General features: G+C 63.4%; 15 protein-coding genes, 1 pseudogene and 1 riboswitch. Of the genes and pseudogenes, 14 read left to right on the forward strand and 2 right to left on the reverse strand.

Annotation, left to right across the window (positions count from 1 at the left end; all coding sequences use genetic code 11):
* Positions 1 to 7: 7 nt before the first annotated feature.
* Entirely contained in the window at positions 8 to 862 is an 855-nt protein-coding gene (locus tag V7116_RS12105; protein ID WP_324392189.1) for a hypothetical protein, read from the forward strand.
* 12 nt (positions 863 to 874) lie between these two features.
* Here V7116_RS12105 and mobA read toward each other — a convergent pair whose 3' ends face one another.
* Positions 875 to 1,549, reverse strand: coding sequence for a molybdenum cofactor guanylyltransferase (mobA, locus tag V7116_RS12110; RefSeq protein WP_324392190.1), 675 nt, complete (start codon positions 1,547 to 1,549; stop codon positions 875 to 877).
* 108 nt (positions 1,550 to 1,657) lie between these two features.
* Positions 1,658 to 2,044 carry a response regulator gene (locus V7116_RS12115; RefSeq protein WP_324392191.1) on the reverse strand — a complete coding sequence of 129 codons (387 nt, stop codon included), beginning with the start codon at positions 2,042 to 2,044 and terminating at the stop codon, positions 1,658 to 1,660.
* 421 nt (positions 2,045 to 2,465) lie between these two features.
* Here V7116_RS12115 and V7116_RS12120 point away from each other — a divergent pair, with 421 nt between their 5' ends.
* From V7116_RS12120 to V7116_RS12180, 13 genes and pseudogenes are all read left to right on the forward strand, one after another.
* Positions 2,466 to 4,097, forward strand: a complete 1,632-nt coding sequence (locus V7116_RS12120) for a HAMP domain-containing protein (protein WP_324392192.1) — start codon at positions 2,466 to 2,468, stop codon at positions 4,095 to 4,097.
* A 10-nt stretch (positions 4,098 to 4,107) separates the two neighbouring features.
* A complete protein-coding gene (locus tag V7116_RS12125) occupies positions 4,108 to 4,767 on the forward strand; it encodes a response regulator transcription factor (RefSeq protein ID WP_324392193.1) in 660 nt (219 codons plus the stop codon).
* A gap of 30 nt (positions 4,768 to 4,797) precedes the next feature.
* On the forward strand, positions 4,798 to 5,172 hold the full coding sequence (locus V7116_RS12130) for a hypothetical protein (protein WP_324392194.1): 375 nt from the start codon (positions 4,798 to 4,800) through the stop codon (positions 5,170 to 5,172).
* The gene (locus V7116_RS12135; protein WP_324392195.1) at positions 5,169 to 6,554 is read left to right on the forward strand and encodes a reductive dehalogenase; all 1,386 of its coding nucleotides are present in this window, start codon (positions 5,169 to 5,171) and stop codon (positions 6,552 to 6,554) included. The genes V7116_RS12130 and V7116_RS12135 overlap by 4 nt, the downstream gene beginning before the upstream one ends.
* Before the next feature lie 148 nt (positions 6,555 to 6,702).
* A riboswitch (cobalamin riboswitch) is annotated at positions 6,703 to 6,844 on the forward strand.
* Between the two features lie 71 nt (positions 6,845 to 6,915).
* The gene (locus V7116_RS12140; RefSeq protein ID WP_119070026.1) at positions 6,916 to 7,161 is read left to right on the forward strand and encodes an FmdB family zinc ribbon protein; all 246 of its coding nucleotides are present in this window, start codon (positions 6,916 to 6,918) and stop codon (positions 7,159 to 7,161) included.
* 65 nt (positions 7,162 to 7,226) lie between these two features.
* Positions 7,227 to 8,609, forward strand: a complete 1,383-nt coding sequence (locus V7116_RS12145) for a reductive dehalogenase (RefSeq protein ID WP_119070028.1) — start codon at positions 7,227 to 7,229, stop codon at positions 8,607 to 8,609.
* Between the two features lie 36 nt (positions 8,610 to 8,645).
* Complete coding sequence (locus tag V7116_RS12150) at positions 8,646 to 8,930, forward strand: dehalogenase (RefSeq protein ID WP_119070030.1); 285 nt, start codon at positions 8,646 to 8,648, stop codon at positions 8,928 to 8,930.
* Positions 8,931 to 9,358: 428 nt separating this feature from the next.
* Complete coding sequence (locus V7116_RS12155) at positions 9,359 to 10,591, forward strand: FMN-binding protein (RefSeq protein ID WP_324392196.1); 1,233 nt, start codon at positions 9,359 to 9,361, stop codon at positions 10,589 to 10,591.
* Positions 10,549 to 10,830, forward strand: coding sequence for a hypothetical protein (locus V7116_RS12160; RefSeq protein WP_324392197.1), 282 nt, complete (start codon positions 10,549 to 10,551; stop codon positions 10,828 to 10,830). Before V7116_RS12155 ends, V7116_RS12160 begins: the two co-directional genes overlap by 43 nt.
* Positions 10,831 to 10,841: 11 nt before the next feature.
* The gene (locus V7116_RS12165; protein ID WP_324392198.1) at positions 10,842 to 11,879 is read left to right on the forward strand and encodes an FAD:protein FMN transferase; all 1,038 of its coding nucleotides are present in this window, start codon (positions 10,842 to 10,844) and stop codon (positions 11,877 to 11,879) included.
* 715 nt (positions 11,880 to 12,594) lie between these two features.
* Positions 12,595 to 12,765: a lysine biosynthesis protein LysW gene (gene lysW / locus V7116_RS12170; protein ID WP_324392199.1), complete on the forward strand. Its 171-nt coding sequence runs from the start codon at positions 12,595 to 12,597 to the stop codon at positions 12,763 to 12,765.
* Positions 12,762 to 13,619: a lysine biosynthesis protein LysX gene (lysX, locus tag V7116_RS12175; protein ID WP_324392200.1), complete on the forward strand. Its 858-nt coding sequence runs from the start codon at positions 12,762 to 12,764 to the stop codon at positions 13,617 to 13,619. The genes lysW and lysX overlap by 4 nt, the downstream gene beginning before the upstream one ends.
* A pseudogene (locus V7116_RS12180) lies at positions 13,616 to 13,997 on the forward strand (N-acetyl-gamma-glutamyl-phosphate reductase); the annotation flags it as partial. The gene lysX and the pseudogene V7116_RS12180, both read left to right, overlap by 4 nt.

Genomic DNA, 13,997 nt, shown 5'->3' on the forward strand with positions numbered 1-13,997 from the left:
ATCGGGCATGAGTCCCGTCATTCGCCGCCGCCCCGACCGCACCGATCGCCCTGAAGGCCAGCCGACGCGCGGCAAAACAGCCCGCAACCGGCTGCGCCGCACGGACCTCTATCTGCTGCTGGTCGAAGGGGCGCTGGTTCGCGCGCAGGGCGGCGCATACGACCGCGCGTTTTACGTCGATCTGGGCTATGGCGCGGAGCCGTTCACCACGCTCGAAAGCGCGGACCGGCTGCGCGCTGCGAATCCGCGCCTGCCCGTGCTGGGCGTGGAGATCGACCCGGAGCGTGTGGCGCGCGCCGAGCCTTATGCGGGCGAGGGCGTCGCGTTCCGGCTGGGCGGGTTCAACGTGCCGCTGGCGGCGGGCGAGTCGGCGCGGATCATCCGCGCGTTCAACGTGCTACGCCAGTACGAAGAAGCCCAGGTGCGCGAGTCGTGGCAGGTCATGGGGCGCACGCTGCTGCCCGGTGGCCTGCTGATGGAAGGCACGTCCGACCCCTACGGGCGGATCTGGGTGGCGAACCTGCTGCGGCGCGTGGACGATACGCTGCGCTATGAGGGGCTGCTGTTCAGTACCAATTTCCGGTGGGGCTTCGAGCCGCGCCTGTTCCAACCCGTGCTGCCCAAAAACTGCATCCACCGCATGCTGCCCGGCGAACCGGTGAACGCGCTCATGGAGGCATGGCACCAGGCGGCGCGGGAGACGGCTGCATTCAACGATTGGGGGCTGCGGCAGTGGTTCGAGGCCAGCGGGCACGCGCTTGCCGCGCGTGGGTTCCGCGTCGATGGGCGGCGCAAGCTGCTGCGGCGCGGCTTCCTGCTGTGGAAGGACGATCCCCGCGCCGACCCGGTGATCCCGCTGTGATCGCGCCTCGGCTCAGGCCGAACTGTCCGCGGCGAGGCGGTTGGCGGCGTCGAGTTCGTCGGGCGTGTTGACGTTCAGGAGCGACAGCCCCTGCGGATCGTACTGGCGCGTTTCCGGCTCGTCCAGGTAGCGCACCTTCACCAGATCGTAGAAGCCGAACAGCTTCAGCCGTCCCTCTTCGATGCGCTGGCAGATGGCCGGGATGCACGTTTTGGCGTACACCGCGAGCGTGCCCTGCGGCAGATCGCCCACGCGCGGCGCGATCACGTCGTAGGGGCCGGACGGCTCCGCCCGCACGGCGCTCATGTGACGCATCAATGCGGGACTGACGAACGGCATATCGCACGCAACGATCAGCACCGCCTCGGTGCGGCTGTGGTGCAGCGCCGTCAGCACACCGCCCAGCGCTCCCTTGCTGGGGATGAGATCGGGATAGATGGGCAGGTTGAGATGGGCATATTCCTCGGCGTGGTTGGTGATCAGGATCGTTTCGTCCACGCCGGGGATCTGCGCAGTGCGCTCAAGAATGTGTTCGATCAGCGGGCGATCTTGCAGCAGTACGAATGCTTTGTTTCGTCCCATGCGCGAGCTTTTGCCGCCCGCCATGAGTGCTACGGTTAATCCTGCCAACTTCCACCACTTTGTTAGTCTACTGAACGTACGCGAACGCTTAAAAGCATAGCGCATCTTGAGAGGGATGTCAGGTGTAAGTGTGCACTTAAAATGCAGCGGCCTGGGAGATACAGTCGACTGTAGGGCGGGGAAAGTTCGTCACGCGGACTTTTGCCGGATAGGTCAGCCGGGGTAGAGTTTGTCGTTGACGATGGTCAGCAGTTCCGAGGCTTCAAACGGTTTGGTGAGGTAGTTGTCGATGCCCAGCGACAGCCCCTGCTCGATATCCGTGCGGCTGGCTTTGGCCGTCATAAACACGAAAGGGATCGACGCGGTGGCCTGTGACTGCTGGAGCCGCGCCAGCGTACCGTAGCCGTCCAACGCGGGCATACGGATATCGCAGAAGATCAGGTCGGGCTTATGTTCCTGGGCGGCTTTCACACCGTGGATACCATTATCCGCTGCGATAACGATGTGGCCCTCAAGCTCCAACAGCCTGCGCAAAGTGCGCTGGAGCACTAACTCATCTTCGATGATCAGGATGGTCGCCATTCGTTCGACTTTCAGCATTTCGGGCGTACCGGATCGTTGTCTGCGGTCATGCCGGGCGGTTTGCGCTGGCCGGAGCCGCATGCGTCACGATATTGGCACATCACAGCCTCCCGGTAATTCTTAGCTAGCAAACGGGTGCGTCGATGAGTGCTAGGCACCTTGCTATAGGCTAACTTTGAGGTTGTGAAAACCTGAGAAACTAACTTTAACATATGATGAATAACCAAGCCTTAAAAATTTACATTTTATAGTTGTAATTAATTTGTTATTGGGCAGACTCGCGCCATTTACCGTGCGCGGCTGTGCTGCCTGACCAATTTTCGCTGTGGGGCCGGTGCTTCCGCGCGTGGCGAATAATTACAATCATCACTGGACAAATTTGCCCCTCAAACGGAAAGTAGAGGCAGTTTGTATCAGGATTGTGGCGGAAATCCAGGACATGAAGCGACCGAATATCTGGGAAACGTTCTGGCTGTGGGCGGGCCGCGTGCCGCTGCGCACGAAGATCATCGGCATCGTGATCGCGCCGCTGCTGATCCTCGGCACGACGATGGCGTGGTGGGTGCGCAACGAGCTGGGCGGCTGGCTGTCCTACCTGCTAAGCGAGGAGCGCGTCGCTCAGGCGATGTCGGTCGGCATGCGCGGCGTGTTCATCGTCACGCTGATCGCGGCGGTGTCCGGCCTGGGCATCGCGTGGTTTCTGACGTGGCTGCTGTCGCGCCCGATCCTGCAAATCACCCACGTGGCGATGAGCGTCAAGAACGGCGATCTGTCGCTGCGCGCGCCGGTCTGGGCCAACGACGAGATCGGAGACCTGGGGCGCGCGTTCAACGCGATGATCGACAGCCTCCAGCGCTCGCGCGGGGATCTCGAGCGCTCCAACCAGCAGCTCACCGAGCGTAACAACGAACTGGGCGTGCTCTACGATCTGGCGCGTATCGCGGGACGCCCGCATACGCCCGGCTCGGTGTTGGGATACAGCCTGCGCCGCAGCCTGGACGTGATCGAGGCGGACGCGGGCATGGTCATCGCATTCGCCGGGGAAACGCTGGCGATCGCGGCGAGCTTCAGCCTGTCGCAAGTCTTTTTGGAAGCAAGCACGCACGATCTGGCGTCGGTGGCGTTTTTCCGCGCGCTCACCGAGCGGGACGAGATGTGCTATATCCCCGACATCGCCACCTATCCCGCCGCGCCGGAGCTGCTGGTGTCCGCGAGCCAGCGCGAGGGGCTGGTCGCGTACGTGGTGATTCCGCTGCTGTCCAAAAATTCGGTTCTGGGCGCGCTGGCGATCCTCAGCGCGCAGCCGATGGTGCTCGACGAGCGCAACCAGCGCCTGCTGGCGGGCATCTGCGGCCAGCTCAGCGTCACGATCGAGAACAATCACCTGTGGGAAGAACTGAAGCAGAAAGAACGCCTGCGCGCGCAGCTTTTGAACAAGATCGTTTCCGCGCAGGAAGAGGAGCGCCAGCGCATCAGCCGCGAACTGCACGACGAAACGGGCCAGGCGCTGACCTCGCTGCTGATCCAGCTCAAAATTCTGGAGCGCCAGAATACACTGGACGCGATGAAGGCCCAGGTGCAGGAGATGCGCGACGCGACGGCGCAGACGCTGCAGGAAGTGCGCCGCCTCGCCGCTGACCTGCGTCCCGCCGCGCTGGACGACCTCGGCTTGATGGCTGCGCTCGAAAGCTATACGGAAGAATTTTCGCGGGCGACGGCGATCCCGGTCACGTTCCAGGCGCCAAGCCTCGAAAACGTGCGCCTGCCGCACAACGTCGAGATCACGCTGTACCGCGTCATTCAGGAATCGCTGACGAACATCGCGCGCCACGCCGAGGCGACCCGCGCGGAAGTGTCGCTCATGCTGGAACGCAGCGCGATCCGCGCGCTGATCGTGGATAACGGCTGCGGCTTCGACATCGAGCGTACGCTGGGCGCGGACGAGCGCGGACTCGGGTTGTTGGGGATGCAGGAGCGCATCGAGTTGTTAAGCGGTACGCTTAAGCTGGAATCGCAGGCCGGACAGGGCACCCGCATCCAAATCCATTTGCCCATCCCAGAAGAAACTTAGCAGGGTTGATATGCGCAAAGAGACAATTTCGATTCTACTGGCGGACGATCATGCGGTGCTGCGCGCCGGGCTGCGCGTGCTGTTGAACGGCGAGCCGGATATGACCGTGGTGGGCGAGGCAGGCGACGGCGAAGAAGCGCTGCGCCAGATCGAAACGTCCCGGCCCGACGTGGTCGTGCTCGATCTGTCGATGCCGGGGCTGAGCGGGTTGGACGCGCTGGAGCGCATCACCACCCAATATCCTGAGACGCGCGTGCTGGTGCTGACCATGCACGCCGACAAACAGTACATTCTGCGCGTGCTGCAATCGGGCGGCGCAGGCTACGTGTTGAAAAGCGGCGCGGACACGGAGCTGATCCACGCCATCCGGCACGTGTCGGCGGGCGGCTCGTACCTCTATCCCGACGCGACGCAGGTGCTGCTCGATGAATATCGCAAGAACCAGGAACAAACCGAGCTGGACAGCCTGGAACTGCTCAGCGAGCGCGAGCGCGACGTGCTGAAGATGATCGCGCTGGGCTACAGCAGCCGCGAGATCGGGGAGATGCTGTTCATCAGCCCCAAGACGGTCGATACGTATCGCCAGCGGGCGATGGAGAAGCTCGGCCTGGAAACGCGCGCCGACATCGTGCAGTACGCGCTCAAAAAACGCATGCTCGATGCAGACTAAACCTTTCGGGACAGACCGCGAGTGACTTCAATGCCTCCTTCCCCTCAGGATCGCCCATCCGAACCCACCGACTACGTGCTGAAGGTCGAACGCGCGCCGCTGTACATATGGCTGGCGCGTCTGACCTGGGCGATCATCGTGCTCGTGCTGCTGGAATTTGACATCACAAGCTGGCAGGAGCGAGAGCCGCACGCTGCGATCCTGGCGACGGCGCTGCTGACGGTGCTGGTGCTGGCCGGGATCATCGTGGAGGTGGTTCGCCATGTCGAAGCACGCTCGCCCTACCGCCAATCCGCGCCGCTGCCCGACGATGAGCCTGTGGCCGAGATCGTCGAGCCGTTCGCCGTGGAGCCGGATCTGTCCTATTCACCGCACGCTCACAGCCATATCGAGGACGCCTCATGAGCGATGAATTGAAGATCAGCCGCCGTGATTTTTTGAAAAATCTGGGCATGGCCGGGGTCGCGGCGACTGCCGCCGGGTCTACGGGCCTCACGCTGGCCGGAGAAGTCTTCGGCAGCACAACGTCCGGCGGGGTGTACCGCCGCCCGTGGTGGGTGCGCGAAGTGGATGAGCCGACGACGGGCATCCGTTGGGAGCAGATCAAGCGCGTGGATGCCTCGCGCGATACGCTGTTCGGCAACGTGTTGGGCCGCTTCGCCACGCCGGAAGAAAACCAGCGGCTGCTCCAGGTGCGCGAGGACTTGCTGTTGGAACGCCTGAACTCGGAAGAACCGGGCTACACGCTGAAGGATCAGGCGCTCGAAAACGCCATGCGGCAGTCGCGCGGGATAATCCCGCGCAGTTTCCTCGGCGCGCAGTGGGCCATGACGCCGGAACAGCGCGGGGTCGCGCGGTGGGAAGGCTCGCCGGAGGACGCCGCGCACATCATCAAGGTGGCGCTGCGGCAGATGGGCGCGGCCAGCGTCGGGATCGTGCACCTGGACGAGCGCACGCGCAAGCTGATTTACGCGGTCGATACCGACGGCAAGCGCATCGAGTTCGAGGACGTCGAGCAGGCGTACGAGACCGAGGACAAGCGCGTGATCCCCAACCGCGCCGAGTGGGTGATCGTGTACACGGTGCAGATGTCGGAAGACGCGCTGCGCCGCGCGCCGACCAAGATCGCGGAGTTCGGCACGCAGACCAGCTACCAGCGCGGGCTGCTGGTTCAGAATGGGCTGCAAGAGTTTTTGCGCGGCCTGGGCTATCAGGGCCTGGGCGAGCAGACGTTGAACGGCCTGGGCATCGCTCCGGCGCTGGCGGTGATGGCCGGGCTGGGCGAGCTGTCGCGCCAGAACCGCGTGATCACGCCGGAATATGGCCCGATGGTGCGCGTCTTCAAGCTGGTCACCGATCTGCCGCTGGCGGCGGACCGGCCCATTGACGCGGGCATCACACGCTTCTGCAAGACGTGCAAGAAGTGCGCCGAAGCCTGCCCGCCCAGCGCGCTCAGCTTCGACACGGAGCCGGGCTGGGAGCCGGTGGGCGAGTGGAGCAACCCAGGGCATCAGGCGTGGTTCGAAAACTCGCTGCGCTGCCGCCGCTTCTGGTACGAAGAAGCCGGGACCAACTGCGGCATTTGTTTCGCCGTGTGCCCGTTCACCAAGCAGGGCAAGAGCTTTATGCACCAGTTCGTGCATATGCAGATCGCAACTGCCCCCGTCATCAATTCCCTGACGCGCAGCATGGACGACGCCTTCGGCTACGGTGTCCGCAAAGACCCGACCGAGTGGTGGAATCTCGACCTGCCCGAATACGGCATCGACACGACGAAAGGGAAATAAGCGCCCCGCTGTCATCTTTTTGCGCACGCGCCTGTCAGCAAATTCCCGACAGGCGCGTGCGCAATCAAGGGCGTTTTCCTGACACACGTTCTTCCCCCTCCTGACAGACAAGCCCGGCCCCTTTTTGCATAATTATTTCATCAGCAGTAAATGACGCTGCGATAACGGTTAGGTGAAGGGTATCGCGCGTCAGGGGGAAAACCGGTGCAAGGCCGGTGCTGGGCCGCAACTGTAAGATCGGGCGTTTTGCCCGGTCGAGCCAGAATACCCGCTGCAACGTCTTATCTCTACGAGCCTAGAGAGCTGGGTTATTCCGAACAGGAATAAACCGGCTCTTTTTCGTTTTGGAGGAAGGGAACCCATGGCAACGTATTCGTACCGCTGCCGCGACTGCCAAACCCTATTCCAGGTTCAGAAGCCAATGGCCGAGATCGACGCGGAAACATTGTGCCCCGCCTGCGGTGCAGCCGAGACGCAGCGGTTGATTTCGGCAGTAGCGGTGTTCTCGTCGAGCGCCGATGGTCAGCGTCGCGCCCTGGCTGGCGCGCCGAGCTGCGGCAGTTGCGGGATGGCTGCAACGGGCTGCACGAGCTGCGGCCCGCACTAATCGTCCGGTAATTCCGATCGGCTAAATAGTCTTTATCCGTTCAATGTCGCTGAAGGAGATTCAATATGCCGTTCAATCTTAACCGCCGCGAGTTTTTGAGGGACATGGGGCTGCTCGGCCTGGGCGCTACCACGGCCAGCCTGGGGCCGATTGCTGCCTTCGGTGAAGACTGGGGCGATAAGGCAACCATCAATTCACGCCCGTTTTACGTGAAGGAAGTGGATACCCCCACGGTCGAGATCGACTGGGCCGCCATCTACCGCTTCAACGAGCGCGACACCGTGCGTCGCGGTCTGGCGAAGTACGTTGGTGAGGACGAGGCCACACGCATCACAGGGATGCGCGAGAGCAATCAGAACAAGTTCGCGCTCGAAGGTCGCCCCGGTTATTCGATCCGCGACATCGCCATGTACGCTGCGTCGGGGATTGGTGCGACCCAGTCGTTCCTGCCGCCGGATAACATCAGCACGCCGGAAGATCGTGGCGTGCCGCGTTGGGAAGGCACGCCGGAAGAGAACTCCGAGATGATCCGCTCGGCCCTGCGCGCGTTCGGCGCGGCGACCGTCGGCTTCGTGGAGTTGGAAGAAGAGACCACCAAGAAGCTCATCTACTCGATTGACCCTGACGGCAAGGAACTGGTGTTCAAGGAGCAGGACCAGCCGGAAGAAGACGAGACCACCCGCGTCATCCCCAACAAGTGCCGCTACGTCATTGTGTGGACCGTGCAGATGTCTGCCGAGCAGCTTCAGCGCGCTCCCACGCCGCTGGGCGCCGCGACCACCAGCCTGGCCTACTCGCAGAACCGCGCCATCCAGAGCCGCCTGCAGGGCTTCCTGCGCAGCATCGGCTACCTGGGCCTGGGCGAAAACGAAACCAACGCGCTCGGTATCGCGCCCGCGTTCGGCGTTATGGCTGGCCTGGGCGAACTGTCGCGCCTGAACCGTCTCGTCACGCCGGAATACGGTCCGATGGTCCGCGTCTTCAAGATGGTCACCGACCTGCCCGTCGCGCCGACCAAGCCGATCAACGCCGGGATCATGAACTTCTGCAAGACCTGCAAGACCTGCGCGACCTACTGCCCGTCCGGCTCGCTGAGCCTCGAATCCGAACCGTCCTACGAGACGCAGGGCGGCTGGAACCGTGGCGGCGTGAAGACCTGGTACGAAAATTCGGTTACCTGCCGTACGTACTGGGGTGAAGTGGGCACGAACTGCGGTATCTGCTTCTCGGTCTGCCCGTTCGCGGTCAAGAACAAGGCGCTCATCCACTCGATGGTCAAGGGCGTTATCGGCACCACCCCGATCTTCGACAGCGCGCTGGCCAGCATGAGCCGCACCGCGTACATCAGCGAAGACCTCGGCCAACCGCAGAAGGACTGCGAAGAGTGGTGGAAGCTCGACTACTCCGAGCTGGGCTACGACACGACCATGGGCCACCAGGACGCATAGCGCGCGGCGCTGCGGATAAGAAAGGATAACCGACCAATGTTGTGGTTAATTCTGGGTATTCTGATCGGCGCGGGGTTCATCTTCCTCGCTCATCGTTCCGAATTTAAGCTGGCGTGGTACGATTACATCATCCTCGCCGTGTCCATCGTGTTCCTGCTGCTGGCGATCGCGAACTTCAGCGGCTCCCGCGCGGAACTCGAATACAAGGCCGCGAACATCCTGCTGCTGTCGTTCGGTGTGCCTGGCCTCATCCTGATGGCGGTGGTGGGTGTACGCGCGTGGCGCAGCTACCAGACGCTGACGGCGAAGAGCGCCAAGTAAGCGACTGACGCCTTATCTGCCGGGCGGCGCGCAAGTGCTGCCCGGCTCAGAGCGTGTCCGGAAACCCTCATCCCCCGGCCCCTTCTCCCTCAGGGAGAAGGGGAGCAGAACAGCAGAAGGTGCTTGCCGCGAGTCACGAAAAGGGGAGTAAAGCCGCTTTCCATACACGCTCTCAGTTACCTTCCCCGCGCCGTTCGCTTTGAGCGGGACAGCGGGGCCGTTGTTTCATAGAGTGTGTCCGGAAACCCTCATCCCCCGGCCCCTTCTCCCTCAAGGAGAAGGGGAGCAAGACAGCGGAAGGCGCTGGCGGTGAGTAACGCGACGGGGTATAAAGCCGCTTTTCATACACGCTCTTAACTCACCTGACCGATTTTACGGCTGCGAGCCGCCAACCGGGCCGCAGCGGCAGCCACAACATCGAAGCAGCCATGGCAACAGCACGAACGCTTCCCGTTCAAAATGCCCTACAACTCCAACGCGCGCGCCAGCGCCGCCGCCAAACCATTGTCACGGCCATCGCGCTGGCGATCATCATCGCGGCGTGGCTGATTGGCTATGCCAACACCGGCAGCAGCGACGCGGGTCCATACGTGAAGAACGTCCTGCCCGGCGCAGACCGGATCGAGACGCGCCGCGACCTGTACGTCGGCTACCAGGGCGACACCCTGGTCGGCTACGCGCAGGTCGGCACGGCGAGCGGCTATGGCGGGCCGGTGGAGGTGCTGGTCGGCATCGATCCCGATGGCAACATCACCGGCGCGCAGATCGTCGGCCACAAGGAGACGCCGGGCTTCTTCCGCCTGATTGGGCGCGAGAATTTCCTGGCGCAGTTCGTCGGCTTGAGCTACAAAGACCCAATGCAGCTCGGCGACGACATCGACCGCGTGAGCGGCGCGACCTTCAGCGCCGAAGGCGTCGCGCGCAGCATCCGCGAGGCGGTGCGCGATCTGTCGACCAGCGAACTGAATGCCTCCGTGCCTGCCGAGCACCGCTCGATCAAGTTCGGCATCCCGGAAGCGACGCTGATCGCGCTGTTCGTGGTCAGCTATTTCCTGCACAAGACGCGCCGCAAAAACGTGAAACATTATGGACGCTGGGCCGTGATGCTGACCGGGATCGTGGTGCTGGGATTCCTGTACAATAAGCCGTTCACGCTGTCCAACGTGATCTCGCTGTTGGCAGGGTTCTGGCCGGACTGGCAGGATAACCTCTACTGGTTCCTGCTGTTGGGCGGCATTTTCTCGGTGACCTTCATTCAGGGTAAGAACCCGTACTGCTCGTGGTTCTGCCCGTTCGGCGGTGTGCAGGAGATTCTCGGCTCGTTCACTGGGGCGAAGGTGTACCGTCCGCGCTCGATGTACACGAAGCTTCAATGGGCGCAGCGCGTACTGGCGTTTGGCGCGATTGTCGCGGGGCTGGCGCTGCGTATGCCGGGTGCGGCCAGCTATGAGCCGTTCGGGACACTGTTCAACCTGAAAGGCTCGTGGCCGCAGTGGGTGCTGCTGGTGCTGGTGATGCTGGCCTCACTGGTTATTTACCGGCCCTGGTGCAATTATATCTGTCCCCTGGGACCCGTTGTGGATTACGTCGGCGAAGTTCGTCATTGGGCAAAAGACGCATGGAAAAACGGAAAAGCTCGCTTTTCAAACAAAGCTTCCTGATCGCGTTCATCGCGGTGTGTATGGTGATGGCGGTGCTGGCGCTGATCATCGCCTTCGACGAGGCGAACGCCAGCGGCGGCGAGGGCCAGCAGTTTCTGGCGATCCGTGAGGCGTCACGCACGCCTTACGCGACGATCCCGGCGATCACGGCGACGCCGTCGCCGGTCGTCACGCACGTACCAACGGCCACGCCCGATCCGCTTCAGCCAACGCTGATTATCGACGATGATTTGCAATAGAGGGCGCTATGATGTCAAACCCTGAATCTTCGGCCCTGAACAAGACGCGTTTCTCGCGCCGCCAGTTCATCAAGATCACCGCGCTGGCGGGGGGCGTCGTAGCGCTGGGCGGGGTGGGTCTGGATCTCGCGCGGTCTCCCGGCGTCCAGCGCGTGCAAGAAACGTGCCTGCTGCTGGGCACCGTCGCCAACCTGACCGTGATCTCGGACGATCCCGGCACAGCACGCGCCGCGATTCGCGCCTCCTTCGAGCGCATGGCGGCGCTAGAGGGTATCTTCAGCCGCTTCCGCGCCGACAGCCAGCTTACGGCGCTCAACACGACGGGCCGCCTCGACGCGCCCGATCCGGCGCTGCGCGACGTGCTGGCGCGCGCGGTCGAGTACGGCGACCTGACCGGCGGCGCGTTCGACGTGACGGTCGAGCCGGTGCTGGCGCTGTACCGGGCGCGCGCCGTGGAAAATCGCCTGCCGGATGCCGACGAGCTGGCCCGCGCCGAGGCCCTGGTCGATTATCGCCGCATCGCGCTGAGCGCGGACCGCATCACGCTCGACCAGCCGGGTATGGCGGTCACGCTGGATGGCATCGCCAAGGGCTATATCATCGACACGGGCGCGGCAGTGTTCGTGGGCTATGGCTTCGACCGCGTGATGGTCGAGCTGGGCGGCGATATGCAGGCGCTGGGCAGCGCCGGAAGCCGTCCGTGGCAGGTGGGCATCCAGCCGCCGCGCGCCGGGGACGCCGAGTTTGCCGCCGTGACGCAGATCGACAACCGCGCGCTGGCGACCTCCGGCGACTACATGAACACCTTCACGCCCGACTTCCGCCTGAACCACATCCTCGATCCGCACACGGGCGCGTCGCCGCTGGCACTGAGCAGCGCGAGCGTGATCGCGCCGACCGCGTGTGACGCCGATGCGCTGGCGACGGCGATGATGGTGCTCGGCCCGGTCGATGGGCTGGCGCTGGTCGAGCGGCTGGTGGGCGTCGAGGCGCTGCTGATCGCCAAAGACGGCAGCGTGACGCGCTCGTCGGGCTTCCCGGAGGCGTAGGGGACGCACCGCGACCTCACCCCCGGCCCCTCTCCAATCTGGGTTGGAGAGGGGAGATAAACGAAAGTCAACGGCTTTTGTAGGGGCAGGTTTCTAACCTGCCCTGCTTTTTTATGTGGACACGTCAACAGCGGGCGGGTCACAGACCCGCCCGCACAAAACACGCTATGATTGGCAGTTGGGGTTGCCCCAAAACGGCAGATCTGTAGGGGGTGGGTGTCCAAACCTGCCCGGCCTTTTTTCTCCATAAAAACGTAATTTCTCGCCGCGCGCAGGGGAAGAAGTGGGCAAATCGTACAAAGCCGGTTGATGGGGCGCCGCGATTCTTGCGCTTGAGCGCCGGAATCGATACCCTCTAAACAGGCATGGGCGATCCGCACCAAAACCGGCCCAGAAAAATTTGTACCAATGTGCCTATTGACGGATCGCCGCCAAACCGCCTATCCTAGTGCCAGTGTAAAATAGCGCCCGCAGATGATTCTGCGGAGATGGTAACGACGACTTCACCATGAACGAACAACTTCAACTTGTGAGCCAGCTCAGTCTGGCTAAGCAGAGCAAGAAGGAGACCACGTCTAGCGGCGATTGCCGGTAGCGTTCTTGGTGTTAGTACCTTCCAAGCGCCTCACCCAATCGCCGGGTGAGGCGCTTTTTGTTTGCCCAGTTTTCCAGTGTCCGGTTACAAGTACGAAGCAGAGCGAGGGAGATCCAAACGATGTTGCAGACGGAATGTGTTGAATGTGGCGCGGCGCTTGAACTGCCCGAAGACGTGATGCAGGGCGAAATTCTGACCTGCGGCGACTGCGGCGCGGAACTCGAAGTGATCGAACTGGAACCGCTGACGGTCGATCTGGCCCCGGTAGAAATGGAAGATTGGGGCGAATGAGCGTCGGTATTCTGTGCAGCCGGATTCGCGTCGAAGAGAAACTGCTCTTCGAGGCGTTCGAGTCGCTCGGCGTGGCGGTGACGCGCCTGGACGAGCGGGAGATCACGGCGCGCGTGGGCGACTATGCCGCGCCGGTGGACGTGGTGCTGGAACGCAGCGTGAGCACCAGCGCCGGGCTGGTCGCGTCGATGCTGCTCGAAGCGGCGGGCGTGCACGTTATCAACAGCAGCAGCACGGCCAGCGTCTGCGCGGATAAGATCCGCACCTCGCTGGCGCTGGCGGCGGCGGACGTGCCCCAGCCGCGCACCGAAGTCGCGCTCAGCCCCGAAGCGGCGCTGGAGGCCATCGAACGCCTGGGTTACCCGGTCGTGCTCAAACCCCCGGTCGGGTCGTGGGGGCGGCTGCTGGCGCGCGTCAACGACCGCGACGCGGCGGAAGCGGTCATCGAGCACAAAGAAGTGCTCGGCGGCGTCGCGCATCATGCGTACTACATCCAGGAATACGTCGAGAAACCCCTGCGCGATATCCGCGCGTTCGTGGTCGGCACGGAGACGATCTGCGCGATTTACCGCACCTCGCCGCACTGGATCACCAACACGGCGCGCGGCGGGCAAGCCTCGAACTGTCCGGTCACGCCGGAGATCGCAGACTTGTGTACGCGGGCGGCGCTGGCCGTCAGCAGCGGTGCAGGCGGCGTCCTGGCCATCGACCTGTTCGAAGATCCCCAACGCGGTCTCCTCGTCAACGAAGTCAACCACACCATGGAATTCAGAAACAGCATCACCACCACCGGCGTCAACATCCCCCAGCGCATCGCACAATTTGTACTCGAATCGGCGGGAGTGCCCGCGTGAGCGGCGGCGCGGATCGTCTGACAGTGGGCGTGGTCGGCGCGTCCGGCTACGCGGGCGGGGAGCTGCTGCGGCTACTGCTGGGGCATCCCGGCGTGGAAGTGACGCAGGTCACGTCCGAGCGCAGCGCGGGCAAATTCGTGCATCAGGTGCACCCGCACCTGCGCGGGCGCACGACGCTGCGTTTCGTCAGCCGCGACGGGCTGCAAGCCTGCGACGTGCTGTTCCTGGCGCTGCCGCACGGCCAGTCGCAGGAGCACATCGCGCAGTATGCGGCGCTCGCGCCCCGCATCGTGGACCTGAGCGCGGACTTCCGCCTGCGCGACGCGGCGGATTACGCGGCGACCTACGGGCACGATCACGCGGCCCCTGAACGGCTGG

Source organism: Aggregatilinea sp. (genome assembly GCF_036822615.1).
Taxonomy (GTDB): domain Bacteria; phylum Chloroflexota; class Anaerolineae; order Aggregatilineales; family Aggregatilineaceae; genus Aggregatilinea.

Bases quoted from the DNA above. Each gene is read 5' to 3' on its own strand.
- V7116_RS12150 (WP_119070030.1), top strand. From the start codon at position 8,646: ATGTTGTGGTTAATTCTGGGTATTCTGATCGGCGCGGGGTTCATCTTC.
- V7116_RS12125 (WP_324392193.1), top strand. From the start codon at position 4,108: ATGCGCAAAGAGACAATTTCGATTCTACTGGCGGACGATCATGCGGTG.
- V7116_RS12160 (WP_324392197.1), top strand. From the start codon at position 10,549: ATGGAAAAACGGAAAAGCTCGCTTTTCAAACAAAGCTTCCTGATCGCG.
- V7116_RS12135 (WP_324392195.1), top strand. From the start codon at position 5,169: ATGAGCGATGAATTGAAGATCAGCCGCCGTGATTTTTTGAAAAATCTG.
- V7116_RS12165 (WP_324392198.1), top strand. From the start codon at position 10,842: ATGTCAAACCCTGAATCTTCGGCCCTGAACAAGACGCGTTTCTCGCGC.
- lysX (WP_324392200.1), top strand. From the start codon at position 12,762: ATGAGCGTCGGTATTCTGTGCAGCCGGATTCGCGTCGAAGAGAAACTG.
- V7116_RS12140 (WP_119070026.1), top strand. From the start codon at position 6,916: ATGGCAACGTATTCGTACCGCTGCCGCGACTGCCAAACCCTATTCCAG.
- V7116_RS12105 (WP_324392189.1), top strand. From the start codon at position 8: ATGAGTCCCGTCATTCGCCGCCGCCCCGACCGCACCGATCGCCCTGAA.
- V7116_RS12120 (WP_324392192.1), top strand. From the start codon at position 2,466: ATGAAGCGACCGAATATCTGGGAAACGTTCTGGCTGTGGGCGGGCCGC.
- V7116_RS12155 (WP_324392196.1), top strand. From the start codon at position 9,359: ATGGCAACAGCACGAACGCTTCCCGTTCAAAATGCCCTACAACTCCAA.
- lysW (WP_324392199.1), top strand. From the start codon at position 12,595: ATGTTGCAGACGGAATGTGTTGAATGTGGCGCGGCGCTTGAACTGCCC.
- mobA (WP_324392190.1), bottom strand. From the start codon at position 1,549: ATGCGCTATGCTTTTAAGCGTTCGCGTACGTTCAGTAGACTAACAAAG.
- V7116_RS12130 (WP_324392194.1), top strand. From the start codon at position 4,798: ATGCCTCCTTCCCCTCAGGATCGCCCATCCGAACCCACCGACTACGTG.
- V7116_RS12145 (WP_119070028.1), top strand. From the start codon at position 7,227: ATGCCGTTCAATCTTAACCGCCGCGAGTTTTTGAGGGACATGGGGCTG.
- V7116_RS12115 (WP_324392191.1), bottom strand. From the start codon at position 2,044: ATGCTGAAAGTCGAACGAATGGCGACCATCCTGATCATCGAAGATGAG.